The 25,182-nt window shown below is 65.1% G+C and carries 26 protein-coding genes; 11 read left to right on the plus strand and 15 right to left on the minus strand.

What is annotated here, in order from left to right:
• Nucleotides 1-126: 126 nt before the first annotated feature.
• Together ABL844_RS04680 and ABL844_RS04685 are read right to left on the minus strand one after the other, a co-directional pair.
• On the minus strand, nucleotides 127-846 hold the full coding sequence (locus ABL844_RS04680) for an RNA pseudouridine synthase (protein WP_418130620.1): 720 nt from the start codon (nucleotides 844-846) through the stop codon (nucleotides 127-129).
• 5 nt (nucleotides 847-851) lie between these two features.
• Nucleotides 852-2,522: an MBL fold metallo-hydrolase gene (locus ABL844_RS04685; RefSeq protein ID WP_418130622.1), complete on the minus strand. Its 1,671-nt coding sequence runs from the start codon at nucleotides 2,520-2,522 to the stop codon at nucleotides 852-854.
• Nucleotides 2,523-2,658: 136 nt separating this feature from the next.
• Between ABL844_RS04685 and ABL844_RS04690 the strand changes: the two genes are divergently transcribed.
• Nucleotides 2,659-3,687: a Bug family tripartite tricarboxylate transporter substrate binding protein gene (locus tag ABL844_RS04690; RefSeq protein WP_418130623.1), complete on the plus strand. Its 1,029-nt coding sequence runs from the start codon at nucleotides 2,659-2,661 to the stop codon at nucleotides 3,685-3,687.
• A 9-nt stretch (nucleotides 3,688-3,696) separates the two neighbouring features.
• Here ABL844_RS04690 and ABL844_RS04695 read toward each other — a convergent pair whose 3' ends face one another.
• The 8 genes from ABL844_RS04695 to ABL844_RS04730 form a co-directional block, all read right to left on the minus strand.
• Nucleotides 3,697-4,497: a TorF family putative porin gene (locus ABL844_RS04695; protein WP_418131876.1), complete on the minus strand. Its 801-nt coding sequence runs from the start codon at nucleotides 4,495-4,497 to the stop codon at nucleotides 3,697-3,699.
• A 146-nt stretch (nucleotides 4,498-4,643) separates the two neighbouring features.
• Nucleotides 4,644-5,090: a type II 3-dehydroquinate dehydratase gene (gene aroQ, locus ABL844_RS04700; protein WP_184634650.1), complete on the minus strand. Its 447-nt coding sequence runs from the start codon at nucleotides 5,088-5,090 to the stop codon at nucleotides 4,644-4,646.
• 50 nt (nucleotides 5,091-5,140) lie between these two features.
• On the minus strand, nucleotides 5,141-5,941 hold the full coding sequence (locus tag ABL844_RS04705; protein WP_221297365.1) for a sugar phosphate isomerase/epimerase family protein: 801 nt from the start codon (nucleotides 5,939-5,941) through the stop codon (nucleotides 5,141-5,143).
• Nucleotides 5,942-5,946: 5 nt separating this feature from the next.
• Nucleotides 5,947-6,702, minus strand: a complete 756-nt coding sequence (locus ABL844_RS04710) for an amino acid ABC transporter ATP-binding protein (protein WP_418120437.1) — start codon at nucleotides 6,700-6,702, stop codon at nucleotides 5,947-5,949.
• A 68-nt stretch (nucleotides 6,703-6,770) separates the two neighbouring features.
• Nucleotides 6,771-7,604, minus strand: coding sequence for a transporter substrate-binding domain-containing protein (locus tag ABL844_RS04715; protein ID WP_184634654.1), 834 nt, complete (start codon nucleotides 7,602-7,604; stop codon nucleotides 6,771-6,773).
• 59 nt (nucleotides 7,605-7,663) lie between these two features.
• Complete coding sequence (locus tag ABL844_RS04720; protein ID WP_375792079.1) at nucleotides 7,664-8,311, minus strand: amino acid ABC transporter permease; 648 nt, start codon at nucleotides 8,309-8,311, stop codon at nucleotides 7,664-7,666.
• A gap of 13 nt (nucleotides 8,312-8,324) precedes the next feature.
• The gene (locus ABL844_RS04725; protein ID WP_184634658.1) at nucleotides 8,325-8,993 is read right to left on the minus strand and encodes an amino acid ABC transporter permease; all 669 of its coding nucleotides are present in this window, start codon (nucleotides 8,991-8,993) and stop codon (nucleotides 8,325-8,327) included.
• A 117-nt stretch (nucleotides 8,994-9,110) separates the two neighbouring features.
• On the minus strand, nucleotides 9,111-10,160 hold the full coding sequence (locus ABL844_RS04730) for a Gfo/Idh/MocA family protein (RefSeq protein ID WP_184634660.1): 1,050 nt from the start codon (nucleotides 10,158-10,160) through the stop codon (nucleotides 9,111-9,113).
• A 115-nt stretch (nucleotides 10,161-10,275) separates the two neighbouring features.
• On the opposite strand from ABL844_RS04730, the gene ABL844_RS04735 reads away from it, so the two are divergent.
• The gene (locus ABL844_RS04735; RefSeq protein WP_184634662.1) at nucleotides 10,276-11,199 is read left to right on the plus strand and encodes a LysR family transcriptional regulator; all 924 of its coding nucleotides are present in this window, start codon (nucleotides 10,276-10,278) and stop codon (nucleotides 11,197-11,199) included.
• 10 nt (nucleotides 11,200-11,209) lie between these two features.
• Here ABL844_RS04735 and ABL844_RS04740 read toward each other — a convergent pair whose 3' ends face one another.
• A complete protein-coding gene (locus tag ABL844_RS04740) occupies nucleotides 11,210-12,139 on the minus strand; it encodes a DMT family transporter (RefSeq protein ID WP_418130624.1) in 930 nt (309 codons plus the stop codon).
• Nucleotides 12,140-12,202: 63 nt separating this feature from the next.
• On the minus strand, nucleotides 12,203-12,904 hold the full coding sequence (locus tag ABL844_RS04745; RefSeq protein WP_418130625.1) for a GntR family transcriptional regulator: 702 nt from the start codon (nucleotides 12,902-12,904) through the stop codon (nucleotides 12,203-12,205).
• 238 nt (nucleotides 12,905-13,142) lie between these two features.
• On the opposite strand from ABL844_RS04745, the gene ABL844_RS04750 reads away from it, so the two are divergent.
• Genes ABL844_RS04750 through ABL844_RS04770 form a run of 5 tightly spaced genes read left to right on the plus strand, consistent with a single transcriptional unit; the run spans nucleotide 13,143 to nucleotide 17,857 of the window.
• A complete protein-coding gene (locus ABL844_RS04750) occupies nucleotides 13,143-13,370 on the plus strand; it encodes a DUF3311 domain-containing protein (protein WP_418130626.1) in 228 nt (75 codons plus the stop codon).
• Complete coding sequence (locus ABL844_RS04755; RefSeq protein ID WP_418130627.1) at nucleotides 13,367-14,842, plus strand: sodium:solute symporter family protein; 1,476 nt, start codon at nucleotides 13,367-13,369, stop codon at nucleotides 14,840-14,842. The genes ABL844_RS04750 and ABL844_RS04755 overlap by 4 nt, the downstream gene beginning before the upstream one ends.
• 35 nt (nucleotides 14,843-14,877) lie before the next feature.
• Entirely contained in the window at nucleotides 14,878-16,080 is a 1,203-nt protein-coding gene (locus ABL844_RS04760) for an amidohydrolase family protein (protein WP_418130628.1), read from the plus strand.
• Nucleotides 16,077-17,357 carry a cyanate transporter gene (locus ABL844_RS04765; RefSeq protein ID WP_418130629.1) on the plus strand — a complete coding sequence of 427 codons (1,281 nt, stop codon included), beginning with the start codon at nucleotides 16,077-16,079 and terminating at the stop codon, nucleotides 17,355-17,357. The genes ABL844_RS04760 and ABL844_RS04765 overlap by 4 nt, the downstream gene beginning before the upstream one ends.
• Before the next feature lie 23 nt (nucleotides 17,358-17,380).
• Complete coding sequence (locus tag ABL844_RS04770) at nucleotides 17,381-17,857, plus strand: nucleoside deaminase (RefSeq protein WP_418130630.1); 477 nt, start codon at nucleotides 17,381-17,383, stop codon at nucleotides 17,855-17,857.
• A 25-nt stretch (nucleotides 17,858-17,882) separates the two neighbouring features.
• Here ABL844_RS04770 and ABL844_RS04775 read toward each other — a convergent pair whose 3' ends face one another.
• A complete protein-coding gene (locus ABL844_RS04775) occupies nucleotides 17,883-18,371 on the minus strand; it encodes a hypothetical protein (protein ID WP_418130631.1) in 489 nt (162 codons plus the stop codon).
• Between the two features lie 254 nt (nucleotides 18,372-18,625).
• Here ABL844_RS04775 and ABL844_RS04780 point away from each other — a divergent pair, with 254 nt between their 5' ends.
• The 3 genes from ABL844_RS04780 to ABL844_RS04790 all read left to right on the plus strand — a co-directional run bounded on the left by ABL844_RS04780 (nucleotide 18,626) and on the right by ABL844_RS04790 (nucleotide 20,691).
• Nucleotides 18,626-18,886 (plus strand): hypothetical protein, encoded by a 261-nt coding sequence (locus ABL844_RS04780; protein WP_418130632.1) that lies wholly within the window; start codon nucleotides 18,626-18,628, stop codon nucleotides 18,884-18,886.
• A 189-nt stretch (nucleotides 18,887-19,075) separates the two neighbouring features.
• On the plus strand, nucleotides 19,076-20,086 hold the full coding sequence (locus ABL844_RS04785) for a patatin-like phospholipase family protein (protein ID WP_418130633.1): 1,011 nt from the start codon (nucleotides 19,076-19,078) through the stop codon (nucleotides 20,084-20,086).
• 59 nt (nucleotides 20,087-20,145) lie between these two features.
• Nucleotides 20,146-20,691 carry an RICIN domain-containing protein gene (locus ABL844_RS04790; RefSeq protein ID WP_418130634.1) on the plus strand — a complete coding sequence of 182 codons (546 nt, stop codon included), beginning with the start codon at nucleotides 20,146-20,148 and terminating at the stop codon, nucleotides 20,689-20,691.
• A 29-nt stretch (nucleotides 20,692-20,720) separates the two neighbouring features.
• Here ABL844_RS04790 and dkgB read toward each other — a convergent pair whose 3' ends face one another.
• Together dkgB and ABL844_RS04800 are read right to left on the minus strand one after the other, a co-directional pair.
• Nucleotides 20,721-21,536, minus strand: coding sequence for a 2,5-didehydrogluconate reductase DkgB (gene dkgB, locus ABL844_RS04795; RefSeq protein ID WP_418130635.1), 816 nt, complete (start codon nucleotides 21,534-21,536; stop codon nucleotides 20,721-20,723).
• Between the two features lie 46 nt (nucleotides 21,537-21,582).
• The gene (locus tag ABL844_RS04800; RefSeq protein WP_418130636.1) at nucleotides 21,583-22,785 is read right to left on the minus strand and encodes an MFS transporter; all 1,203 of its coding nucleotides are present in this window, start codon (nucleotides 22,783-22,785) and stop codon (nucleotides 21,583-21,585) included.
• A gap of 284 nt (nucleotides 22,786-23,069) precedes the next feature.
• Here ABL844_RS04800 and ABL844_RS04805 point away from each other — a divergent pair, with 284 nt between their 5' ends.
• Complete coding sequence (locus tag ABL844_RS04805; protein ID WP_418130637.1) at nucleotides 23,070-25,181, plus strand: DEAD/DEAH box helicase; 2,112 nt, start codon at nucleotides 23,070-23,072, stop codon at nucleotides 25,179-25,181.
• The last annotated feature ends 1 nt before the right edge of the window (nucleotide 25,182 follow it).

The following is a 25,182-nucleotide window of genomic DNA, read 5'->3' on the forward strand; positions in this document are numbered from 1 at the left end:
TGAGGGCGGCCCCTGGAGGCCGCGGGCTGAAAATTGCGGGCCGCGCGAATGCGGTGCATCGTCGTTGTCGTCCTCTGTCTTCTCTTCTCGACGGCTTTTCTTCTTTTTTTGTTCTTGCTGTTGTTGTCAGAAGCGTTCGTGGGGTGCAAGGTAGCGCCACTGGCCTGGCTGCAGCCCCGCCAGCGGCACGCGGCCGATGCGGATGCGCCGCATCGCCAGTATCCGCAGGTTCACCCCGTCGCAGATGTGGGCGATCTGCCCCGGCCGCGCGCCCTTGAGCGCGAAGCGCAGGCCTGTCTGCTCCTCGGCCTGCCGGCCGATGCTCACTCGCGCCGGCGAGCGTTCGAGCCGCGCGAGCACCTCGGGGCTCACCGGGCCGGCCACGTCCACCATTACTTCGTGTTCGAGGAAGGCTGCATCCTCGTGCAGCTTGCGCTCCACGCGCCATTCCTGCGTGAACGCCACCAGCCCGCTCGCGCCGGTCTCCAGCGGCGTCATGCAGCGCTGCGCCCTTGCATGCGCCGGCAGGAAGCGCAGGCCGGCGCGCTCGGGCTCGTGGTGGTTGGCGGCAACAAGCAGCTGGTGCGCGGCGTCGGTGGGCATGCCGGCAGGTTTGTACAGGAGCAATGTGACGGGCTCCACGGGCTGCGGCTTCACGCCGGCCTCGATCTCCACCCGCTGGTGCGGCAGCACGCGCGACTGCGGCAGCGTCTGCTGCACGCCGTCGACGCGCACCGCGCCGTTCTCTATCAGCAGCTCCGCATCGCGCCGCGACACGCCGGCCTGCGCGGCCACGCGCTTGGCAAGGCGGATGCCTTCGCTGTCGACGGGCGAGGTAGTCGCCATGCCGCTCATCGATGCGCGGCCAGTTGCCGGATGTGCGCCACATGCGCAGCCAGCGAGCGCGCGGCCACCGGCCACATGCGTTCGGGCACGTCGTCGTAAGCCAGCGGCAGCCAGTCGTCGGGCGTGCCCTCGGGCAGCTTCTGCATGGCCGCCGCGATCTTGGCCTCGCGCTTGAGCCGGTGCGCCTTCAGCATGCCGATGGCGGTGCGGGCGAAGCCGATCACGTAGCCGTGCGCGGGCAGGATGAAGTCGATGCCGCCCGCCTCGCAGGCCTTGTCGAGCGTGTCCAGCGAATCGAGGTACGCGCCCATGTCGCCGTCGGGCGGATCGATCACCGTGGTGCTGCCATTGAGGATGTGGTCGCCCGAGAACAGCAGGCCGTCTTCCTCCAGCACCAGGCACAGGTGGTTGGCCGCGTGGCCGGGCGTGTGGATCACGCGCAGCGTGTGCGAGACGGCCTCGCCCGCTTCGGTGGTGCCCGAGAGCACCAGGCGCTCGCCGTCGGCCAGTTCGCGCTCGGGCGTGAAGCGCGCGGTGGAGCGTGCCGTCGGCTTCGAGGCCAGCCCGAGGATCGGCGGCTTGCTTGCGTTCTTGCACAGCGCCTGCAGCGGCGCCGCGCCCGGCGAGTGGTCGGCATGCGAGTGCGTGCAGACGATCATGCGGATGTCGCCATGCGTGGCGCGCCACAGGCGGCCGATGTGGTCGAAGTCGTTCGGGCCCGGGTCGATCACGATGTAGCCGGTGGCCGCGTCGCCCACGATGTAGCTGTTGGTGCCGGGGCCGGTCATGATGCTGGCGTTGGGCGCGGTCAGGCGCGTCACGTTCTTCAGCAGCGGTACCGGGGTTTCGCTTTGCCAGTCGAGCGCATGCGCGATCTGGCCGTCTGGGCACACCATCGCGAGTTCGCCGTAGGGCGACTCGTGCTCCATGTAGCGCGCGTCCTCGCCCTTGAGCAGGCCGGCGCGCGGGCAGCTGGTCCACAGCGGCACCTCGCCTGCGCAGGCCGCAAGCAGTCCGTCGACCGTGGCGTAGGTGGCCATGCGCTGCAGCGTGCGCACGGTCGGGAAGATCATGAAGAAGCTGCCGGCCTCGTGGCGCGCGAGCGCATCGGCGGGGCGCACCCAGCAGGGCTCGAACTGCTCGCTCTCGTCGGCGGTGGGCACCTGGCCCTCGGGCATGCGCGCCACCAGGAAGGGCACGTCGAAGCGGCGCGGCAGGTCGCGGTCGGTCATCCAGTGCGCGAAGGTGAAAACGCGGTCGGAATCGAGCACCAGGCCGCGCGCGGCGCACTGGTCGGCGAAGGCGGTGCCTGCCGTGTTGCCGCGGTCCATCGAGGCGACCTCATCGGCGCCCACGGGCTGCCCATCGGCCTGGCGGTGCGCGAGCAGGATGCCTAGTTCCTCGAAGGCCTCGCGGATGGCCGCGATGGCCTGCGTGCGCTGTACACGGCTTTGCGTGGGGCGGCGCGTGGCGATGCGCTTGGCGGCTTCGTCGGCCTCGTCGATGTGGCCGCCGGGAAACACGTAGGCACCGGGCGCGAAGCTGGCGGTGGCGGAACGGCGGGTCATGAGCACTTCGATGCCGGCGGCGCTGTCGCGCAGCAGCAGCACCGTGGCGGCCGGGCGCAGGGGCGCGGGCTCGCGTGGGGCGTGTAGTTGTTGGGTGGAGCGGACCATGGGGCGATTATCGGGAGCAGGCGCGATACCTGCATGTCGCGCATAAGCTCATATGGAATCGGGCATCAGCCGCGCGCCACAATGCGCGTGCACCGTCTGTATTGAAGACAAAAGACTGAACGACCGAAAGACTGCCATGGCTCATTCTCCATTCACCCGTCTTGCCAGATTCGCCCGACCCGCCCGTCGCACCGTGCTGCTGGCCGCCGCCTTGCTGGCGACAACCGCCGCCTTCGCCCAGCACGCGGCGCACGACTGGCCGCAGCAACCCGTCACGCTGATCATGGGATTCCCGGCTGGCTCGGGCGTGGACGTGGTGGCCCGCACCATCCAGGAGCCGCTGGCGAAGCAGTTGGGCAAGCCGGTCATCATCGACTACAAGTCGGGCGCCGCGGGCAACATCGCCAGCGACTACGTGGCGCATTCGAAGGCCGACGGCTACACGCTCTCCTTCGGCACCGCCGCCACGCACGGCAGCAACGCCGCGCTCTACAAGAAGCTGCCCTTCGACGTGGAGGCCGACTTCGTGCCGGTGGCGCCGGTGCTCGACGTGTCGAACGTGCTCACCATCAATCCCGACGTGATCAACGTCAAGACCTTGAAGGAATTCGTCGAGCTGGTCAAGGCCAACCCCGGCAAGTACAACTATGCGTCTACAGGCAACGGCGCCGGCACGCACATGGCCTTTGCCGAGTTCAACTCGCGCCTGGGTCTGAACATGGTGCACGTGCCCTACAAGGGCGGCCCCGAGGCCATCACGTCGGTGGTGCGCGGCGAGACCTGCTGCATCATGAACCAGGTGCAGACCGTGCTGCCGCACTACAAGGCCGGCAAGGTGCGCCTGCTGGGCGTGACCACCGCGGCGGCCGTGCCCGCGGTGAAGGAGGTGCCCACCATCGCATCGAGCGGCCTGCCCGGCACCAAGGGCTTCGACAGCTCGATCTGGTTCGGCATCTTCGCGCCCAAGGGCACCGACCCGCAGATCGTCGACAAGCTCAACGCCGCGGTGAAGGCGGTGCTCGAGACGCCCGAGATCCGCGAGCGCTTCGAGAGCCAGGGCAACACCGTGCGCATCGAGTCGCCGGCACAGTTCAAGAAGACCGTGCACGACAACCGGGTGAAGTGGGCCGAAGTCGCGAAGGCGGCGAACATCAGCATCGACTGATGCTGGTGCTCAGAGCGTCTTCGTCAGCGTGAGGATGAAGCGCGCCTTGTTCGGCGAGTAGGTCTGCCTGCCCAACGGCCCGAAGCCCAGGTCGATGCCCGGATTGCTCACGGACAGATACGCGCTCTGCCTGTTGGCCCCCTGCACCGAGCCTGCCAGCGAGAGCCCGTTGCCGAAGTCGTAGCTCGCGCCCACGTTGTAGTCGACGTAGCTCTTGTAGCCCAGGCTGCGGATGTCGCTGGACATGTTGGTGAAGCCCACCGCGGCCTTCAGCGTGAGCTTGGGCGCGATCTCCTTGCTGTAGGCGAGGTTCAGGTAGCCGGTGTTGGTGCCCTTGAGGCCCGAGCCGGCCTTGTTGCCCGCATAGCCGAAGTAGTCCTTCGACACCGTGTGCGAGTACTTCAGCGTGAAAGAGCCGATGGTCTCGTCGGTGTAGCCCGCGCTGCCGTAGAGCTCGGTGGTGTTGCCCGAGGAGTTGCCCGGGTAGATGTACGTGAGCGCGCCCACGTCCATGTCGAAGGGGCCGGCCTTGAACTTGTAGCCGCCGTAGATGTCGCTTTCGATGCTGTTGCCCTTGAGCCAGTTGACGCTCGAATTCCAGTTGCCCAGGTAGAAGCCGCTGTCGCCGAAGGCGTAGTCGAAGCCGCCCTGGATGGCGGGCTTGAAGGCGCTGGTCTTGGCGTAGTCGTTCTTGCCGAGCATGTCCTGGTCCTGGCCGCGGAACTTGTAGTCGGTGGTGAGCGACACATTGCCGCTGAGCTGTGCGCTCGCGAGCACCGGCAGGGCGCCCAGGGTGGGAAGAACGAGCATCGGCAGTGCGATGCGCAGAAGGTTTTTCATCGAAGAAATCGCTGACGAATGGAGGAGCCGGCAGCGTAGGGGCGGGCGTCTAAACGCCACGTAAAAATCGAAGCCCGCTGCGCAAAAGTTTCATCGCAGCGCTGGCCGAGATGGAGCTACGAAGCCTCTTGCCTGGCCGCCGACACCGCGGCGCGCAGTGCCAGCAGATAGCTGTCCACCCCGAAGCCGCAGATCTGCCCCTTCACGATCTCGGCAAAGACCGACTTGTGCCGGAACTCCTCGCGCGCGTGGATGTTCGACATGTGCAGCTCCACCACCGGGCAGGTCAGTATCGCGAGCGCATCGCGTATGCCGTAGCTGTAGTGGGTCCACGCGCCGGCGTTGATCAGCACCGCGTCCTTGCCCTGTTCGAAGGCCTGGTGGATGCGCTCGCACATGGCACCTTCGCTGTTCGTCTGGTAGCTCTCCACCTCCGCGCCGAGCTCGCGGCCGAGCGCCTGCAGCGCAGTGTCGATCTGCGCCAGCGTGGTGGTTCCGTACTGCTCCGGGTCGCGCTTGCCGAACATGTTGTGGTTGATGCCGTGAAGCATGAGCACGTTCATCGCGGTTTCCTTTCCTGGTGTTGATGATTCGGTCGGCTGTGGCCTCACGGTCAGCGCGAGGACTGCCATGAGGCCAGGAGCTTGCGCGCCGCGTTGCACGCCCTCGCGGCACGCTCCGCGGCTGCGAGTGCCGGATGGGTACTGCCGGTCGGCACTTCCACGCCGACGGGAATGTCCCGCGGCAGTGCATCCATGAAGGCCTTCAGCGGCAACTCGCCTTCGCCGGGGAACAGTCGTCCTTCGCGCGCCTCGGCCACGAGGCCTGCATCCGTCGGGTCCTGCCGCGGCGCATCACAGAGCTGCACCGAGCCCAGCGCGCCAGCCGGTACCTCCCGCAGCATCGCGGCGGTGCCGCCGCAGCGGAACAAATGCAGTACGTCGATCAGCAGGCGCCCGTTGGCCCGTCCCGCGCGCTCGACGATCGAGAGCGCCTGCTGCAGCGTGCCGATGACGCGAAAGCGCATGAACTCCAGGTCCACCCCGAGGCCGGCCCCCGCCGCGAGGTCGCACAGCTCGCCGAAGCGATCGACGAGGCGATACGTGTCGGCATCGTCGCCCGACACATTGATGCGGCTGGCGCCCAGCTCCGCGGCCAGCGCCACCACCGCAGCGAACTCGCCGATGCGGACCCCGGGTGTCAGCGGAATGAACTCGACGTCGTGAATGCCCACGCCGGCATCGGCCATCCGACGGCGCCACACCGGCACCGTGGCAACACTCGGCGGATACGAGACCGCACCGGGCGCGGCAGGAAGGATACGGATGCCGACGCTCTGGAAACCGGCTTCGGCGGCCAGGTCGAACAGCGCGGGAGGCGCCACCTCGAGCACCGTGAGATGGGCAAGCGACAAGGGTGTCATTTGTGCAGCACCTGTCCCAGGAAATCGCGCAGCCTCGCGTGCTTCGGGGCCCCGAAGAACTCCTCGGGCGAGGCTTGCTCGACGATCTCGCCGCGGTCCATGAAGAGCACCCGGTCGGCCACGGCGCGCGCGAAGCCCATCTCGTGCGTCACGCACAGCATCGTCATGCCTTCCTCGGCAAGGCCGGTCATGGTGTCGAGCACTTCCTTCACCATCTCGGGGTCGAGCGCGGAGGTCGGCTCGTCGAACAGCATGATCCGCGGCGTCATGCACAGCGCCCTGGCGATGGCAACGCGCTGCTGCTGTCCGCCCGAGAGTTGTGCCGGGTACTTCCTCGCGTGTTCGGGAATTCGCACGCGCGACAGGTACTTCATCGCCGTGGCCTCGGCTTCGGCCCTGCCCGTGCCGCGCACCTTCATCGGCGCGAGCATGCAGTTCTCCAGAACCGTGAGATGCGGAAACAGGTTGAACTGCTGGAACACCATGCCGACCTCGGCGCGCACCGCCTTGACGTTCCTCGCGTCGGCGCCCAGGTCGATGCCGCCGACGACGATGCGGCCTTTCTGGTAGGGCTCCAGCCGGTTGATGCAGCGGATGGTCGTCGACTTGCCGGAGCCCGATGGCCCGCAGATGACGATGCGCTCGCCCTTGCGCACTTTCAGGTCGACGTCGGTCAGCACCTGCATCGTGCCGAACCACTTGCTGACCTTTTCCATCGTGATCACGGTTTCCGCGCCGACCGCATGCGGCATGGCGTGGTCCGGCGCGATGCCGCAGTCGTTGGAAATCATGGTGTGCCGGCTCCCAGGGGCTTGCGCCGTCACTTCGCCACCACGCGGGGCAGGGCGGACTCGGTCTCGCCGGTGGCGGGCAGGTCCTTGTCCATGTCCTGTCCGATCCACTTCCTGTAGAGCGCGGGCAGCTCGCCGCTGGCGAGCTTGCGCGCGATGAAGTCGTTGATGTAGCCGACCCATTCGCGCTCGCCCGGCCGCACCGTGGCGCCTTGGAAACCACGGGCTACCACCAGCTTGACCTCGTACTTGCCCGCGCCCGCGACCTGCGCGATGGGGCCCAGTTGCGAGTTCGCGGCGCCGGCCAGATCCACCTGGCCCGACAGCAGGGCCTGCACGGCGGCGGCGTCGTCGTCGAAGCGCTGGATAGTGGCGCCGGTGCGCGCCTGCGTCACCGACGAGTCCTGCACGCTGCCGCGCGGCACGCCGATGCGCAGGCCCTTCAGGTCGGCGTAGCTCTTCATCGGCGGCGTGCCCGCCTTGCCGATCAGAACGGTCTCCAGGTACGAGTAAGGCCGGGAGAACAGCACGACCTTCTGCCGGTCGGCAAGGATCGTGACCACCGCCGCGAGCACGTCGACCTGCCCGGTCAGCAGCGCCGCCGTGCGGTTGGCCACCGTCACCGGCGTGAACTCGGGCCTGACGCCCAAGTCCTTCGCGAGCATTTCCGCGAACTCGATGTCGTAGCCCGTCAGCTTGCCGCTCTTGTCGCTGAACCCCCAGGGCACCTGGGCCACCTGCGCGCCGATCTTCAGCACGCCGGCCTTCTTGATGTCGGCCACTTTCTGCGCCTGCGCGAGGCCTTGCACCGCCAGGCCCAGCAGCAGCGTGAGCGCGGCGCGGCGGATGAATTGTCGAGACATGGTTTGCTCCTCGGGTGGATGCGGAGAGGTCCGCGGTTTCTTGTCTGTCGGAAACGGAATCAGTGGGTGGAGGCGAAGCGCCGCTCCAGTCGCGCGCTGTAGCGCGACAGCGGAAAGCAGATGGCGAAGTAGCAGGCTCCCACCAGCCCGAAGGCGAGCAGCGGCTTGTACGTGATGCTGGAAACCAGCTGGCCCGAGCGCGAGAGCTCGACGAAACCGATGATGGCCGCCAGCGAGGTCCCCTTGATGAGCTGCACCAGGAAGCCTACCGTCGGTGCGAACGACATGCGAAGCGCCTGCGGCAGCACCACGTGGCGCATGCGCGTGCCGTAGCCGAGCCCCAGCGCGGCGGCGGCCTCGGTCTGCCCGCGCGGCACCGCCTGAATGCCGCCGCGCCAGATCTCGCCGAGGAAGGCGCCGGCATGCAGCGTCAGCCCCACGGCCGCAGCCACCCAGACGTTCACCTTCCACCCGAGCACCGGCAATCCGTAGAAAACCAGGAACAGCTGAAGCAGCATCGGCGTGCCCTGGAAAAAGTCGATGAAGGCGCCCGCGGCGATGCGCAGCCCTTTCCAGGGCGAGGTGCGCGCCAGCGCCACCAGCAGCCCCGCCAGGCCACCGCCCATGAAGGCGATGGCGGACAGCATCAGCGTGGCGCCCATGCCGGCGGCGACGAGCCAGAACTCGGTCAGCGTGAAGTCGCGGATCATGCTTGCCTCCTCACCGCGCGGGATAGGAGAAGTACAGCCGGTCGATCGCCTTGAAGAGCGTCGAGAAGATCGTCGACATCGCCAGGTAGAGCAGCGCCGCGACGATGTAGACCTCGAAGCTGCGGAAGGTGGCCGAGTCGATGTTCTGCGCGACCGACGTCAGCTCTTCGGCCGAGATCGACGAGACGATGCTGGTCGTCAGCAGCAGCATCACGAACTGCCCCGTCAGCGCCGGATAGATGGTCCGCAGCGCGGGCTTGAGGACGACGTGGCGCAGCGTCTGCAGGGGGCTCAGGCCGAGGGCCGCGCCGGCCTCGAACTGTCCGCGCGGCACCGACTCGATGCCCGTGCGCAGGATCTCCGCGCAGAAGGCCCCCAGGTTCAGGCTCAGCGCCAGCACCGCCGCCGCGTTCGGCGTGAGGCTCACCCCGAGCGATGGCAGCCCGAAGAAGACGAACAGCACCTGCACCAGGAACGGCGTGTTGCGGATCAGCTCGATGTAGGCCTCGGCGAACCAGCGAAGCCCTGCCAGCGGCGACCGTCTGGCCAGCACGGTCAGCAGTCCGGCGGCCAGGCCGATGGCCACCGACACCGCGGAAAGCCGCAGTGTCAACCAGCAGCCTTCGGCGAAGGCTTCCCAATGCGGCATCAGCACCGCGAAGTCGAATGTGTAGCTCATGGCTGTTTGCTCTTGTCTCGTGGAGCGGTTGTTGTTGGATCTCTTGTCTGTCTCCGTGCCTTGCGGCGGCCTGCGCGGCCCCCGGCGCCCGCGTCGGGCGGGATGCGCGTGCCTGCGCTACGAAGGCAGCGTCACGCTGCCTCCGCTAGAGGCGGCCTGCGTCACCGCCAGCGTCGCTTCCAGCGTGCGGAAGCCGTCGAGCGCGGAGCACACCGGCTCCTCGCGGCCTTCGATGAGTGCGGCGAAATGACGGATCTGCTCGCTGTAGGGGCAGCCGGTGTGCACGGCGGTGCGCTCCTGCGTCAGCGGGTCGTGCCAGCCCTGGGCGGGCCCCTGGTCCTCGCGGTAGTGCCAGAGCTCCAGGCGCGGCAGCGTCAGCGAGCCCTCGGTGCCCGAGTAGTAGTGCGCGTTGATGTCCTGGCGCGGAAAGCGCTCCGCCTCGCCCACACCCAGGTCCCAGTTCCACGGCGCGGCCGCGGTGTCCGATACCGTGACCGTGCCCAGCGCGCCGTTGCGAAAGCGCAGCGCCACCACGGCCGTGTCCTCGACCTCGAAGCCGCGCACCGCGTTCGAGGCCAGTGCTTGCACGCTCTCGATCTCCCCGTACAGATGGCGCATCAGGTCAATGTCGTGGATCAGGTTGATCAGGATCGGCCCGCCGCCCTGCTGGCGCCGCCACGTCACGTCGAAGTAGTCGCGCGGCTTGAGCCAGGTGCACATCACCGTCGCGCTCACGGGGCGGCCGAGCGCGCCATCGGCGACGATGGCACGGGCCCTGCGCATGATCGGGTTGTGGCGGCGCTGGTGTCCCACCAGCACGGGCAACCCCGTGGCTCTCGACGCCTCGCAGATGCGCCGCCCGTCCTCGAGCGTGTCGGCGATGGGCTTTTCGACCAGCACAGCCGCACCGTGCTCCAGGCATTCGATCGTGATCCGCGCATGGGTCGCGTTCGGCGTGGCGACCACCACGCCCCTGGGCCTGGTCTCGGCGAGCAGCGCGCGATGGTCGGCGAAGCAGGGCACGCCCACCGCACGCGCCAGCTCGGCCGCCGTAGGCGTGGGATCGGCGATGCCGACCAGTTCGGCGTCGGCGCTGCCCAGCACGCGATCGATGTGGGTCTTGCCGATCAGGCCTGCGCCGATGACCGCGATGGGGAGTTTGCTCATGGTCCTTTGTCTCGTCTCGTTGGCTGTGGGAACTGCCGCGGAGTCTAGTAACAACGATAGAAACTACAATCCGCCTTCTGTTGACCCGATATCAACGGATCGTTGATAAAAAGCCATGGACCTGAAAGACCTGGAAGTGTTCTGCGAGGCCGCCCGCCGCTCCAGCTTCGTCGGCGCCTCCCTGGAGATCGGAACCACCTCGGCGCACATCAGCAAGCGCATCGCCATCCTCGAATCCCAGCTCGGCGTGCGCCTGTTCCACCGCACCACGCGGCGCGTGGTGATCACCGAGGACGGAGAGCGCGCCTACCAGTGGGCGCAGCGCATCCTCGACGACGCCAACGCCATGTCGGAAGCCTTCAGCAGCGCCAAGAAGGAGCCCTCGGGGCCGCTGCGGATCGCAACCAGCCAGCGGCTGGGGCGCGAGCATGTGGCGCCCATCCTGTCCGCGCTCGGCAAGCGCTATCCGCGCATCGAGGTCTGGCTGGAGCTGATGGACCGGCGCGTCGACCTGATCACCGAGAACTTCGATCTCGACATCCGCGTGGGCGACCCAACCCAGCCGCGGCTCATCGCGCAGCGCATGGTCGAGAGCCGGCGCATCCTCTGCGCCTCGCCCGACTACCTCGCGCAGCACGGCCACCCGAAGACCGTGGCCGAACTCGCGGAGCACGAGTGCCTGCTGTTCCGCGAGCGCGACCAGCCCTTCGGCAACTGGCGGTTGATGGGTCCCCGGGGCATGGAAGCCGTCAAGGTGACGAGCCGGTTCAGCTCCAACCACAGCGATGTCGTGCGAGGCTGGAGCATCGACGGCAAGGGCATCTGCCTGCTGTCGATCTGGGACGTCGCGCAGCCGCTGATCGACGGCCGCGTGACGCGGGTGCTGCCCGCCTATCACGAGCCGGCCGACATCTGGGCCATGACCAGCACCCGCTCAGCCGGCTCGGCGAAGGTCCGCGTGTGCGTGGAGTTCCTGAAGAAGCAGCTCGCCAACGGGCCGCATGCGTTGAACATCGATCCGGAGGGGCCGAGAAGCTGAGCGGAGGTCCTCAGCCGCCTCGCACGCGCTTCGTGGCGGGCATCGTCATCGCCACCACGCCCGTCACCACGCAGGCCAGCCCGATCCACGCCGTCGGCGCCAGCCGCTCGCCCAGGAACACCACGCCGATCGTCACGCCGATGGGTACGCGCAGGTAGGCCTGGGCGGCGGTGGACATCGGCCCGAGCGTCTTGATGAGCCGGAAGTAGATCGTGAAGGCAAGCGCCGTGGAGAGCACCGCGAGCGCGAGCACCGCCGACATCGACGCGGCCGACGGCGCGAGCGTCCAAGGCCTGTCGATGAGGATGCTCGCTGGCAGCAGCATCGCTGCGCCGCTGACCAGCGATCCAGCCGCCGGCACCATCGGGTCCAGCCCCTTGAACACGCGGCCGAACATCGCGGCGCAGCCGTAGCAGACGGCGGCGGCCACCAGGGCGAGCTGCGCGAGCAGCGAATGCCCGAGCCCGTTCAGCGCCTCGAAGCCCACGACGAGGCAGATGCCCGCGAGGCCCGCGCCCACGCCGAACAGGCGGCGCAGCGTGGGCCTGTCGGCGCCGCCGAGGCCCAGCCCCAGCAGGAAGATGAAGATCGGCGAGGTCGAGTTGAGGATGGTCGCCAGCCCCGCGTCGACGCTGCGTTCCGCCCATGCGATGAGCGTGAAGGGCAGCACGCTGTTCAGGCAGGCCTGCAGCACGAAGCGGCCCCACGTCGCGGGCTCCGTCGGCAGCCTCACGCCGCGCATGTGAAGCACCGCAAGCAGCAGCAGGCCGGCGACGAGCGTGCGCGCCGCGATCAGCGTGACCGGCGGGATCGTCGCCACGCCGATCTTGATGAAGGTGTACGAAGCGCCCCAGCAGGTGGCGAGCACCGCGAGCAGCACCCATTCGAAGGCGAGGTTGGCGCGGGGCGTGTCGATGGAGGAGGGTGTGGATGCGTGCATGGTGCGCCGATCATTCCCCTACTGGCGCGGCCACACTTCGGCCGCGAGCGAAGCGTGGATGCCTCAGTGGTCGTGCGAGTGCGGTTTGCTGCCGCCGGTGCCGCCGCCATTCAGCAGCGTCGCCAGGTCGACTTCCTGCTCCGCTGCCGCCCCCGCGATCACCCGCTGTTCCAGCTCGTCGAGGTGCTCCAGCGCCACGGCCAGCGCCTTGTCGAGCGACTTGCCCGTGGCCAGCGCCTCGATGATCTGTTCATGCTCGCGCGGTGCGCAGCTCGCGGCCTCGGCGGAGTCGTAGAGCGCCTTGTAGAGCTCGGTGTTCGAGATCAGCCGCTTGATGTACGACAGCAGCTCTTCGCTCTGCGCCATCTCCGCAAGCAGCAGGTGGAAGTCGCCGGCCAGCCTGACCGCGTCTTCGCGCCGGCCTTCCTTGAAGGCCTTCTGCTCCGCCTGCACGTGCTTGCGCAGCGCGGCCACTTGGTCGCGCGAGAGATTGCCGAAAAGCGTGGTCACCAGCCCCGCTTCCACGATGCGGCGCGCACGATAGATGCCGCGCATGTCGTCGATCGAGGGGTTGGGCACGAAGGCGCCGCGGTTGTGCTCCAGCACCAGCCGCTTTTCCGAGCCCAGCCGCGCCAGCGCCTTGCGCACCGCGCCGCGCGTGCAGCCCAGCGCCTCGGCCAGCGCGCGCTCGCGCAGCGGCGTACCGGGGCGCAGCTTGCCGCTCAGCAAGGCCTTGGAGACGGCGCCGTAGACGCGTTCGTCCACGTTCGCATCGTCGGCTTCCGTGAGTTCGGGGGAGGGGGCTGTCGCTGGGGATTTGCGGGCGGCGGAGGGCATAGGCAGCCGGATTATTGCCTGCGTCCGGCAGCCTCAGGGAAAGCCCCCGGATTGACTCGGCACCCCGCGCTCCGTACCATCCGCCTCCGTTTGGTTAACCAAATAAAACTGTATGGTTAACCAAAATTCCAGAAAATCCCAACCCGAGACAAGAATCGAGGCCTCCATGAAATCCGCCAAATGGCTTGCCGCACTGCCGGTCGCCGCCTTCTTCAGCGGGGGATGGCTGTCCTCCGTCGCCCCCACCTTCGTGCTCGGCATGCCCTTCCTGATGGTGTGGAACGTCAGCTGGCTGGTGCTGACCTCGCTGATCATGGTGGTCATCGACCGTGCCGAAGGCGACATCGACGCGCCTTCTTCTTCTTCTTCTTCCTCCACCGGAGGCGCGCGATGAACGCGGCACTCGGCGTCATCGCCCTGTTCGTCGTCGGCGCGCTGGCCCTCGCCGTGCTCGCGCGGCGCGGCCGCACCATGAGCCTGGAGCAATGGGCGCTCGGCGGGCGCGGGCTCGGCGCCATCATGGTGTTCCTGCTGATGGCGGGCGAATCGTTCTCCACCTTCACCTTCCTGGGCGCGAGCGGCTGGTCCTACAGCAAGGGCACGCCGGCCTTCTACATCCTGGCCTACGGCGGGCTGGCCTACCTCATGGCCTTCTGGATGCTGCCGGCCATCTGGCGCTACGCCACCGCGAACAAGCTGGTGTCGTTCTCCGACTTCTTCGCCCACAAGTACGACAGCCGCGCGCTGGGCGTGCTGGTGTCCATCGTGGCGCTCATGGGCATGGTCGCGCTGCTCACCATCCAGCTGCGCGGGCTCGGCATCATCGTGTCGGAGGCCTCGTACGGCTCCATCGCGCCGCAGGTGGCGATCTGGATCGGCACGCTGGTCATGGTCAGCTACATCCTGTTCTCGGGCATCCACGGCTCGGCCAGCATCGCCATCGTGAAGGACATCCTCATCCTCGCACTCGCCGTGTTCCTCGGCATCTACCTGCCGTGGCACTACTACGGCGGCGTCATGCCGATGTTCACCGCCATCCATGCGGCGAACCCCAGCTTCTTCGAATTTCCGAAGGAAGGACTGAACCTCACCTGGTACAACTCGACCATCCTGCTGACGGCGCTGGGCTACTACCTCTACCCGTTCAACCTCACCTCGGTGTACGCCGCCAAGAGCGCGAGCGCGGTGCGCCGCAACACCATCCTGATGCCGCTGTACCAGGTGGTCATCGCCTTCCTGTTCCTGGTCGGCTTCGCGGCCATCCTGCAGGTGCCGGGGCTCAAGGGCTCGGACGTCGACCTGGCCCTCTTCGGCCTCGTGAAGCACACCTTCGACCCGTGGTTCGTCGGCGTGATCGGCGGCACCGGCGTGCTCACGGCTCTGGTGCCGGGCTCGATGATCCTGCTCACCGCCTCCACCGTGATCGGCAAGAACGTCTACAAGGAAGGCTTCGCGCCCCACGCCACCGACAAGCAGGTGTCGCGCGTCGCACGCTGGGTGCTGCCGGTGTTCGCGCTGGTGGCGGTGTACTTCGTGCTGCGCGGCGGCACCACCATCGTGTCGGTGGCCATCTTCGCCTCGAGCCTGCTCACGCAGCTGCTGCCCTCGCTGCTCTTCAGCCTCATGAAGAAGCCCTTCGGCAACCGGCACGCGGCCTTCGCCGGCATCCTGGCGGGCGGCGCGGTGCTGGGATTCATGATGACCACCGGCTCCAACCTGGGTACGCTGTTCCCGGCCGCGCCGGTCGTTTTCAAGTCGCTCAACACCGGGCTTGTGGCGCTGGCGACGAATGCGCTGGTGTTCGTCGTGGTGGCGCTGCTCACACCGAACACGACCCGCCGCGCCATCGCCGCCCAGCCTGCCTGACAGCCATAGACAGATAGAGAAACGGACCGCCCCACATGCCATCGCTCCTGATCCGCAACGTGCGCCCCATGGGTGCCTCCCCCGTCGACGTGCTGGTACAGGACGACCGCATCGCCGCGATCGGCGCGGAGCTCGCTGCGCCGGCCGGCGCCACCGTCGAGGAAGGCCACGGCGCCTTGCTGCTGCCCGGCCTCGTCGAAGGCCACACGCACCTCGACAAGACGATGTGGGGCATGGACTGGTATCGCAACGAGGTCGGTGTGAACCTCATCGACAAGATCGAGAACGAGCGCGCCTTCCGCCATGCCAGCGGGCACGACGCGGCCGCTCAGTCGCTCGTGCTGGCCAAGGCTTTTCTCGCGCTCGGCACCACGCGGCTGCGCACGCACGTCGACGTCGACACCCAGGCCGGCCTGCGCCACCTCGAAGGAACCATCCGCACGCGCGAGGCGCTGAGCAAGCTGCAGCAGATCCAGATCGTCGCCTTCCCGCAGTCGGGCCTGCTGGGCCGTCCGGGCACGGCCGAGTTGCTCGACCAGTCGCTGGCGATGGGCGCCGACGTGCTCGGCGGCCTCGACCCCTGCGCCATCGACGGCGATCCGGTGAAGTCGCTCGACGTGCTCTTCGGCATCGCCCACAAGCACCAGCGCCCGGTCGACATCCACCTGCACGAGCCCGGCGCCATGGGTGCCTTCTCGCTCGACCTGATCCTGCAGCGCACCGAGGCGCTGGGCATGCAGGGCAAGGTGGCCATCAGCCACGGCTTCTGCCTTGGCGACGTGAGCGAACGCGAGCGCGAGGCATTGCTCGCGCGCATGGCGAAGCTCGGCGTGGTGCTCGTCACCAGCGCACCGCCTTCGCGCACGGTGCCGCCGCTCATGGCCTGCAGGCAGGCCGGCGTGGCCGTGCTCGGCGGCAACGACGGCATCCGCGACACCTGGTCGCCCTACGGCAACCCCGACATGCTCGAGCGCGCCATGATCATCGGCCTGCGCTACAACCTGCGCCGCGACGACGAGATCGAAGTGGCGCTCGACACGGTCACCCACTCGGGTGCACGCGGCTGCGGCTTCGAAGCCTATGGCCTTGAAGTGGGCTGCCGCGCCGACCTGGTGCTGGTCGATGCGCAGACCGTCGCGCACGCCGTCGTCTCGCGCCCCGTGCGCAAGCTGGTGGTGGCGGGTGGCCGCATCGTGGCGCGCAACGGCGTGCTGCAGGCGGATGTGGCGTCTCTGTGAGGGCAGGGCGCAGTCGTGACGGAGGCATCGCCTTCGCGATCGTCATCGTGCTGGTGGCGCTGAACCTACGCGCCTTTCTCACCTCGAGCAGCCCGCTGCTCGAACCCATCCGCCTCGCGACCGGCATCGGCTTCCATGCGGTGGCGCTGCTCACCGTGCTGCCGATGTTCGCGATGGGCGCCACCTCGCTCTTCGGCGCGGCGGTCGGCCAGCGCATCGGCGCGCGCGGTGGCGTCGGGCTCGGGCTGGCGGCCATCGCCCTGGCTTGCGCGAGCCGGTACGTGGCTGGAGGCGCGGCGGCACTGCTGTGGAGCGCCGCACTCGCCGGCGCAGGCGTGGGCTTGGTGCAGGCGCTGATGCCCGGCGTGGTGAAGCAGGCCTACCCGGCGCGCATCGGTGTGATGACGGGGCTGTACTCCGCGGCCATCATGGGTGGCGGCGGCCTCGGCGCCATGGCCAGCCCATGGGTGGCGCATGCATTCGGCGGCGCGCAGCCCGACTGGCACGCGGGCCTGTCGATCTGGTCGCTGCTCGCCGTCTTCGCTCTGCTGTACTGGCTCAACATGCGGCGCATGGAATTCACAGCCGACGCGCCAAGACAAGGCCTCTCATGGCTGCGCTGCTTCGCCAGCCGCCGCGCATGGCTGCTGGCCGCGTGCTTCGGCCTCATCAACGGTGGCTACACCAGCCTCGTCGCGTGGCTGCCGCACTTCTATGCACAACAAGGTTGGACCGCGCAGCAGGGCGGCTCGGTGCTCGCGCTGATGACGGCAGCGCAGGTGGTCTCCGCCCTCGCCATGCCAGCCATCGCACGAAGCCGCGGGTGCGACCTGCGGCCCTGGCTGGTGCTCACGCTCGCCGCGCAGCTCGCCGGCTTTTGCGCGCTGACCTTCGACGCACCCGCGCCGGCAGTCGCCATCGCCGTCGTGCTGGGCTTCGGCCTCGGCGGCGCGTTCTCGCTGTGCATGGTGCTCGCCCTCGATCACCTGCCCGACCCCGCACAGGCCGGCGCCCTCGCGGGCTTCATGCAGGGCGTCGGCTTCATGATCGCCGCGCTCGCGCCCTTCGTCACCGGCTGGGTGCGCGAGCACACCGGCGGCTTCACGCTCGCGTGGGCCTACCTCGCAGCGGTGGCGGTGGCGCTGCTGCCGCTCATGCTGCGCTTCGATCCGCGCCGCTATGCCGCCGCCACCGCAGGCCTCTTCGATGCGCGTGGCCCCCAGGCCGGCGCACCATCCATCACCGCGCTCGAAGGCACGGTCACCAGAAAGGTCTGAACACGATGTACCAGGAACACTTCATGCAACGGGCCATCGCCCTTTCTGCACAATCGCTGAGCGAGCCTGGCACCGAGCCCTTCGGCGCGGTCGTCGTGAAGGACGGCGTGATAGTCGGCGAAGGCTTCAACCACTCCGTCGCGTATCACGACCCGACATCGCACGGCGAGGTCGAAGCGATCCGCGATGCTTGCCGCAAGCTCGGCACCGTCGACCTGCGCGGCTGCGAGCTCTACACCTCGTGCGAGCCCTGCGCGATGTGTGTGGCGGCGATGCACATCGCGGGTATCGCGAAGCTCTACTACGCGGCCTCGCTGGCGCAGTCGGGCGAGGCCTTCGAGGGTGTGACGGTGGCGGCGCGGCATCCCATCGATGTGGATGCGCTGCGTGCCGAGGCTGGTGCGACGCTGGCGCAGCGAAGCCTGCCTGCGGAGCAGAAGATGGATCGAGAGGCGGTGGCGGTTCTTTCGGACTGGGCTGCGACGCGCAGGGCTTCCTGAGCCTCTTGGACCGATCGCTGCGCGGTCAGCGAGGAGTTTGCTGCGTATGGAGCGGATCGCCCAACTGGCAGGTGCATTCATGCGGGCAAGCCGGCAGGAAGTCGAGCTGCACCCCAAGAACTCGTGAGTCTTCGGTGGGGCCGTTCGAAAGAGACGCAGGGTCGGCAACGTAGCCGCTCTTGGGAAGGGCGATCCTGGCGCTGAAGCGCAGTTCTTCTCGAAGAACGCGAGCCACGTTGCGTGCCCGCTCCAAGCTCAGGCCCTTGGGGTCGTGGTCTCGCTCTTCCGGGTTTACCGACGCTCCGATATAGATCGCTTCGTGGTTGACGTACCGAGTTCGAAGCTCCTGCATCCAGGCGTCGAGCTTCAGGATCTGATCGGGGGATACCGTCGCCGAGTCGCGCTCGAAGTACACATAGAAAACCTTGATAGGGCTGCATGCGAGCGCGGCGACCGGGCTGAGCATTGCGAAGGCGAGAGTCAAAGCGCCCAGAAATCGAAGATGCTTGTTCAAGATGTGCCTCAAGCGTCAATACGCTCCCATTGAATGACGAGGAGTTGTATGAGCCCGGGCGCGCTAACACAGTTGTCTATCGTCAATCGCTCAGAAATTTCTCACGAAAGGCTGGAATTGCGACTTGGCGCGATCCTTGGCGGCCTTGGAGTTCGCCTTCCGGATTCACGACGATGTTGTTACTCACCACTTCGCCAGCCGCTCAATAGAGTGACCTCACGGCGCCATTCGAAGCGCGCCAAGAGGAGCTCGCAATGTTCATCACCAGAAGCAGCGGCAGCAGTACGACGAAGCCGCCTTCCAACCGCGTCGCGCGTGCACTCGAAATCCATCGAAGCGTGATGGCGTGCAACGCGCACGTCGCACTCGACCGCAACAGCACTCACGCACTCACAGCAGCCCTGATGCTGCCCTGCTACAAGGCCGAATTCCGCACCCTCGTGCTCGCAATGACCGCGACCGAAGAGCGCGAACTTAGGTACGCGCTCGATGCGCTTTTCGATCGCGCCGCATGAAGAAGAGAACCTTCGCGGCAATTTCAGCCGCTCCAGGTTTCATTCCGAAAGCTTGCGCGGCTTGCGGAATTACAGAGTTGGATTGAACGGGATTCCACTCGTAGCGGCAAACATCGCGAACGCCCAGACTCCGCTTCCCCGGCCGGGAAGTCATTTCATGGAAGTCATTTCTCTTGAAAGGAGTTGGCTATGGCGGAAAACGCGAAGTTCACGATCCTCTCGTTCGTCGGTGGCGGCATACGGGGGCTGATGTCGGTGTCGGCGCTGAACAAGCTCTACACCCTGTTTCCTCACATGCTCGACAACACCGACCTCATCGCGGGCTGCTCGACGGGTTCGATCATCACCAGCGAGTTGCTCGCGGGAAAGAAGCCATCGGACCTCGTCACCTTCTTCACCGAGCGCACCGGCAGGGGCGAGATCCCGTTCTACGACAAGATGAACACCGACCCGAGGGAGCCCGCGTACAACATCATGGACGCCTACGGCTCCCAGTTCGCGCTCCACGGCGACAAGAAGGTCAAGGATGTCGACTGGAAGAAGGCGCTGTTCGTGACCTTCAATGTCGGCGGGCTCGAGGTGAAGAACTCACTGCAGACGCCCATACCGTGGAAGCCGGTGATGTACACCAACATGGACCCCGAGCTCGGCGACGTCACCATCGCGAAGGCTGCCACCTCGAGCGGCGCGATGCCCGGGCAACTGGGCTCCTACGAAGGCAACGTCGACGGTGCCTTCTTCAACCACGACCCCACAGTCGCAGCGATTGCGCTGGCGGTGAAGGCGGGCTATGCGCTCGAGGACATCACGGCCATCACCTTCGGCACCGGCTACATGCCCGACTGGATTGCCAGCGACACCAGGAACTGGGGTGCCGATCAGTGGATGAACGGCGTTGCCAACCCGTTCAACAACACGCCGCCATTCCTCATGAACCAGGCGAAGCCTTCGCCGGTGCTCGACATGTGCCTGAATGGCACTTCGACCGAACTCATGCCGATGATCGCGAAGATGCTGCTGGGCGAGCGCTACGCCAACATCAACCCGACGCTGCCCTTCTTCATTCCCGAGAACACGACCTACCAGCCGGCCATCGACCTGCTGCAGGACAAGGGCAAGCATGCGGACACCGCGCATGCGGAAGTCCTGCTCGAGAAGTACTGGGTCGACCACGTGCTCGGCCCCGTGCGGACGACCTGAGCCGCATCCACCCATACCGAGCAAACGCTCCAACGCATTCCCGGAAAGGAGAAACGACGATGTCGATCACCGCAACAAAGGGTGCAGCGCCAAAGGCAGCATCCGGCACTTCCACGGGCGAACTGAACCTCGGGCCGTACTACATCCAATACCTGCCCGGCAACCACTACGTGCTGGACGTGAACGGAAACAACACCGCCAAGGGCACGGAAGTCATCGGGTACACGGTCAACCTGCCCGAAACCGGCAACCAGCAGTGGCTGTTCGTCCCTGCGGGGCCGCAGGCGCCGGGCTGGTGGTATCTGCAGACACTGATGGGCACCGAATACGTCATGACCCTGCAGCCCCACGCCACCACCGGCGCGGGCCCGGTGGTGATGCAGCCCAAGGCACTGGGCGACCTCGACACCCAGCTCTGGAGCCTGCTGCCCACCGAGGTACCTGGCTACTGGTACATACAGAGCAAGTACGGGGCGAGCAACTCGCAGACGCCAGTGGTCATAGGGCTTACCAGCGACACCTCGGCTGCGAGCGCCGTTGCCAACCCGCTGAGCTTCACCGGGTTTGCAGCACAGGCCTGGGGGTTCAAGCCCGTGTACTGGTAGGGAGGAGACCGGCGGCCGGCCTGCCGTTGTCAGTCCCAGGCCGGCGACAGACCGGCCGGGTCTGTGAGGCGCTCATTGCGGTCGAGCGCCGCAATCTGCGCCATCTCGGCGTCCGTCAGCTTCAGCTGCAGCGCCTTCAGGTTGCCTTCGAGGTTCTCGCGCCTGGTGGACGACGGAATCACCGCATAGCCCAGCTGCATCGCCCACGCCAGCACCACCTGTGCGGCGGTGGCGTTGCGCGCCTTGGCAATCGCCCCGACCACCGGATCGCCCAGCACCTTGCCGTAGGCCAGCGTCATGTAAGACGTGATGTGGATGCCCGCGCTCTTCGCGAACTCCGCCACTTTGCGGTTCTGCAGGTAGGGGTGCAGCTCGATCTGGTTGGTGGCGATGTTCTGCGCGCCCACGGCCGCGATGGCTTCCTTCATCAGTGCGATGTTGAAGTTCGACACGCCGATGTGCCTGGTGAGCCCCTGCGCCTTGGCCTCGGCCAGCGCGCCCATGAACTCGGCCACCGGTACCGCGTTGCCGGGCGAGGGCCAGTGGATCAGCGTCAGGTCGACTTGGGTTATGCGCAGCTTCGCAAGGCTTTCTTTCAGGCTGGGCACCAGCTTGTCCTTGGCGTAGTTGTCGGTCCAGATCTTGGTGGTGATGAAGAGGCTCTCGCGGGCCACGCCGCTTTCAGCGATCGCCTGGCCCACCTCGGCCTCGTTGCCGTAGATCTGCGCCGTGTCGATGACGCGGTAGCCCACGTCGAGGCCGTTCTTCACCGAGTCGATGACCACCTGGCCCTTCAGGCGGAAGGTGCCGAGGCCGAAGGCGGGAATGGGGTTGTTCGTGTTCATGGTTTGTCCTTGTGAGTTCAGAAAGGAAAGAGAGAAAGAAAGAAGTTCAGTGCCCGACCGGCACGGGCCCCGAGGCGCGCACCGGAATGCCTGCGCGGTGGTCGAGCGTTCCGCTCCACTGCGTGAGGGCCAGCGACACCAGCACCACCAGCGCGCCGATCCAGGGCGTGTGCATCAGCCCCAGGTGCGTCACGATCAGCCCGCCGGCCCAGGCCGCTCCGGCAATGCCGAGGTTGAAGGCCGCGATATTCAGGCCCGAGGCCACGTCCACCGCCTGCGGCGTGAAGCGCTCGGCCTGCTTCACCACGTACACCTGAAGCCCCGGCACGTTGCCGAAGGCGACCGCTCCCCACATCAGCACGGCCAGCAGCGCCAGCCACTTGTGCGGTGCCGCGAAGTTGAAGAGCAGCAGCACCGCGGCCAGCAACGCGAAGATGATCTTCAGCGCCGGAATCGGGCCCTTGCGGTCGGCCAGCTTGCCGCCCCAGATGTTGCCCACCGCCACCGACACGCCGTACACCAGCATCACCCAGCCCACGGCACCGGCGCTGAAGCCAGACACCTCGGTGAGGATCGGCGCGAGGAACGTGAACGGAATGAACGAGCCGCCATAGCCGATGGCCGTCTTCGCATACACCAGCAGCAGGCGCGGCTCGGCCAGCACCTTGGCCTGCTGCGCCAGCGAGGCCGGCGGCGTGTGGCGGATGTTGCCGGGCACGGAGACCCAACTGCCGATGAACGCGATTACGCCCAGGGCAGACACCGCCAGGAAAGTCTCGCGCCAGCCGAAGTGCTGCCCGATGAACGTACCCAGCGGCACGCCCGTGACCAGCGCTACCGTGAGGCCCGTGAACATGATCGCGATGGCACTCGCCGCCTTTTCCTTCGGCACTAGGCCGGCGGCGATCGTCGAGCCGATGGAGAAGAACACCCCGTGCGCCAGCCCCGTGAGCACGCGGGCGGCAATCAGCGATTCATAGCTCGGCGCCTGCCACGCCAGCAGATTGCCGACCGTGAACAGCGCCATCAGCCCGAGCAGCAGCGCCTTGCGCGGCAGCTTGCCCGTGAGCGCGGTGAGCACCGGCGCGCCGATGGCGACGCCCAGTGCATAGAGGCTGACCAGCAGGCCGGCGGAGGGGAGGCCGATGTGGAGGTCGGCAGCGACTGTGGGGATGAGGCCAACGATGACGAACTCTGTCGTTCCGATGGCGAAGGCGCTGAGGGTTAGCGCGAGTAGGGCGATGGGCATAAGGCACTCCTTTGGGATGGGAGGAGTGTCTTGCGGTTATCTTTGCGGATAAACCAAGTTAAGTTCAGAAGATAATTGATTTCAGCGCAAGAATTGATGCTCTAGCCTAAGTAACTGACGCCACTCGGTAGCGGACGATGCCTGCTAGCTTCGTCTTTTCGCCTTGGGCTGGAGAAATGTCCTTTGCAACCTGTTCGTAAGGCATCATTGCGCTTTGTCAGGCGCCCGCCTAGGTTATGTGCGTTACGGCAACTTATTGGCTAATTGCCTATTGGGGGAAATAAATGATTGACGTTATTTGGGGGACGGCAAAGGATAAACCCGAGTCGTCTCGCGTACTTGCAGAGCATTTGGCGGACCTAACTGCACAAGGGCAACTTTATATTGGTTATCCAATTATGGGTTCACCCTTAGGGCCTGTGAAATTTGATGCGCTTTTGATTTCTGCTGAACTTGGATTGATTGTCTTTGATCTTGTTGAAGGAACGGAAATTGGCGCATATCAAAGTCGCCAAGACGATATCGCGTCGATGCTTGAGGTTAAATTCAAGCCATACCCAAACCTCAAGCAAGGGCGGCAATTAAAATTTTCAATCAATGCAATTACTTTTGCGCCGGCTAAAAGCAATATTCCTGAAAGTAGCGATCCGTACTTCATTGCAAACTCCGCGAACCTTGTTGCTCAGGTAAAGGCGTTTAAGTGGGAGGCGGATGCTGAAACTTATTCAGCACTCGTTGCTGCAGTGCAGGTGGTGACTTCGATCAGAGCCGGAAAATTAAAAAGAGAGCCGAAAAAACAAGATTCAAAAGGCGCCAAACTTAAGCGAGTAGAGGATTCGATCGCAAATCTCGATCAGCATCAATCACAAGCTGTAATTGAGACGGTTGAGGGTGTGCAGCGCATTCGCGGATTGGCTGGGTCTGGGAAAACCATTATCTTGGCATTGAAGGTTGCATATCTTCACTCGCAAAATCCAGAATGGAAGATTGGTGTGACCTTTAATACGCGCTCGTTGAAAGAGCAATTTCGAAGGTTGATTAATAATTTTACGATTGAACAATCCGGAACTGAGCCAGATTGGGTGCAAATAGATATTCTCAACGCTTGGGGCGGGCCGGGTGGAAAAGAGCGAGACGGAATTTATCATAGGTATTGCGTCGAGCACGGAATTGATTTTGTCGACTATGGAGCTGCCAAACTAAAATTTGGCAAAGACAATGAGTTGAAAGGAGTGTCCGCGTTGGCCTTGTCGCAGACCTCCAATGTCAAGCCCTACTATGACTTGATGCTCGTCGATGAAGCTCAAGATTTGCCGCCGGAGTTCTTGAAATTATGTTATGCGTTTTTGCGCAACCCCAAGCGACTCGTTTACGCCTACGATGAGTTGCAGTCGTTGACTGGGCAAGCTGTGCTGCCCCCGGAAGAACTGTTTGGCACCGATGAAAAAGGGCGGCCATTAGTTGTATTTGGTGCAGAGGAGGTGAATACCCCTCGTCAAGATATTATTCTTGAGAAATGCTACCGAAATTCAAGGCCCTTACTTGCAACTGCTCATGCAATCGGATTTGGTATCTATCGGCAAAATGGGCTTGTTCAATTTTTTGGGCAAGATTCTCTTTGGACAGATGTTGGTTACGTTGTCGAAGAGGGGGAGATTGTTGGCGGAAAAAATGTCACTCTCTCGCGAACACCTAAAACTTCACCGCTCTTTCTTGAAGATCATTCAAGCCCAGATGATTTGATTAAATTCATAAAATTCGGGACATCTTCGGAGCAGACTGAATGGTTGGTTAACGCCATTAAAAAAGATATTGCTGAAGAGGAGCTCCGCCCAGAAGATATCGTGGTTATAAACCCTAATCCTCTGACAACGCAGCGAGAAGTCGGTCCTGCTCGTCAAGCGCTCTTTCGAGATGGGGTGAGTAACGAATTGGCTGGAGTAAGTACATCTGCAGACATTTTTAGTAAAGCTGATGCGGTTACTTTTACTGGAATTTTTCGAGCCAAAGGTAATGAAGCTGGGATGGTGTACATCCTGAATGCTCAGGACTGCTATTCTGGATGGGACAAGGCTGCAACCGCACTAGTTCGAAATCGACTTTTTACCGCCATAACTCGATCAAAGGCTTGGGTCCGTGTTCTTGGTATTGGACCTCAGATGGATAAATTGATGGAGGAGTTGAAGTTGCTTCGTGAAAATAATTTCAAGCTCAAATTTAATTATCCTACGGTTGAAGAAAAGGCTCAGCTCAGGTTGATTAACGTCGGAAAAGCAAGCAAAAAAAGAACAAGGCAGCGACGAGAGCTTCAGGCAGTGATTGACGCTGTAAGTAGTGGTGAGCTGAATGCGGATCACATTATCGAGGAGCTTAAAAAGGCCGCGCGCCCATACTGAT

This window comes from Variovorax sp. 278MFTsu5.1 (genome assembly GCF_048305045.1).
Taxonomy (GTDB): domain Bacteria; phylum Pseudomonadota; class Gammaproteobacteria; order Burkholderiales; family Burkholderiaceae_C; genus Variovorax; species Variovorax guangxiensis.

Excerpts from the sequence above, each read along its gene's own strand:
- ABL844_RS04785 (WP_418130633.1), top strand. The coding sequence starts at position 19,076 with ATGGCGGAAAACGCGAAGTTCACGATCCTCTCGTTCGTCGGTGGCGGC.
- ABL844_RS04760 (WP_418130628.1), top strand. The coding sequence starts at position 14,878 with ATGCCATCGCTCCTGATCCGCAACGTGCGCCCCATGGGTGCCTCCCCC.
- dkgB (WP_418130635.1), bottom strand. The coding sequence starts at position 21,536 with ATGAACACGAACAACCCCATTCCCGCCTTCGGCCTCGGCACCTTCCGC.
- ABL844_RS04710 (WP_418120437.1), bottom strand. The coding sequence starts at position 6,702 with ATGCCGCATGCGGTCGGCGCGGAAACCGTGATCACGATGGAAAAGGTC.
- ABL844_RS04695 (WP_418131876.1), bottom strand. The coding sequence starts at position 4,497 with ATGCTCGTTCTTCCCACCCTGGGCGCCCTGCCGGTGCTCGCGAGCGCA.
- ABL844_RS04685 (WP_418130622.1), bottom strand. The coding sequence starts at position 2,522 with ATGGTCCGCTCCACCCAACAACTACACGCCCCACGCGAGCCCGCGCCC.
- ABL844_RS04680 (WP_418130620.1), bottom strand. The coding sequence starts at position 846 with ATGGCGACTACCTCGCCCGTCGACAGCGAAGGCATCCGCCTTGCCAAG.
- ABL844_RS04750 (WP_418130626.1), top strand. The coding sequence starts at position 13,143 with ATGAAATCCGCCAAATGGCTTGCCGCACTGCCGGTCGCCGCCTTCTTC.
- ABL844_RS04780 (WP_418130632.1), top strand. The coding sequence starts at position 18,626 with ATGTTCATCACCAGAAGCAGCGGCAGCAGTACGACGAAGCCGCCTTCC.
- ABL844_RS04735 (WP_184634662.1), top strand. The coding sequence starts at position 10,276 with ATGGACCTGAAAGACCTGGAAGTGTTCTGCGAGGCCGCCCGCCGCTCC.
- aroQ (WP_184634650.1), bottom strand. The coding sequence starts at position 5,090 with ATGAACGTGCTCATGCTTCACGGCATCAACCACAACATGTTCGGCAAG.
- ABL844_RS04805 (WP_418130637.1), top strand. The coding sequence starts at position 23,070 with ATGATTGACGTTATTTGGGGGACGGCAAAGGATAAACCCGAGTCGTCT.
- ABL844_RS04725 (WP_184634658.1), bottom strand. The coding sequence starts at position 8,993 with ATGAGCTACACATTCGACTTCGCGGTGCTGATGCCGCATTGGGAAGCC.
- ABL844_RS04755 (WP_418130627.1), top strand. The coding sequence starts at position 13,367 with ATGAACGCGGCACTCGGCGTCATCGCCCTGTTCGTCGTCGGCGCGCTG.
- ABL844_RS04715 (WP_184634654.1), bottom strand. The coding sequence starts at position 7,604 with ATGTCTCGACAATTCATCCGCCGCGCCGCGCTCACGCTGCTGCTGGGC.
- ABL844_RS04690 (WP_418130623.1), top strand. The coding sequence starts at position 2,659 with ATGGCTCATTCTCCATTCACCCGTCTTGCCAGATTCGCCCGACCCGCC.
- ABL844_RS04800 (WP_418130636.1), bottom strand. The coding sequence starts at position 22,785 with ATGCCCATCGCCCTACTCGCGCTAACCCTCAGCGCCTTCGCCATCGGA.
- ABL844_RS04770 (WP_418130630.1), top strand. The coding sequence starts at position 17,381 with ATGCAACGGGCCATCGCCCTTTCTGCACAATCGCTGAGCGAGCCTGGC.
- ABL844_RS04790 (WP_418130634.1), top strand. The coding sequence starts at position 20,146 with ATGTCGATCACCGCAACAAAGGGTGCAGCGCCAAAGGCAGCATCCGGC.
- ABL844_RS04730 (WP_184634660.1), bottom strand. The coding sequence starts at position 10,160 with ATGAGCAAACTCCCCATCGCGGTCATCGGCGCAGGCCTGATCGGCAAG.
- ABL844_RS04740 (WP_418130624.1), bottom strand. The coding sequence starts at position 12,139 with ATGCACGCATCCACACCCTCCTCCATCGACACGCCCCGCGCCAACCTC.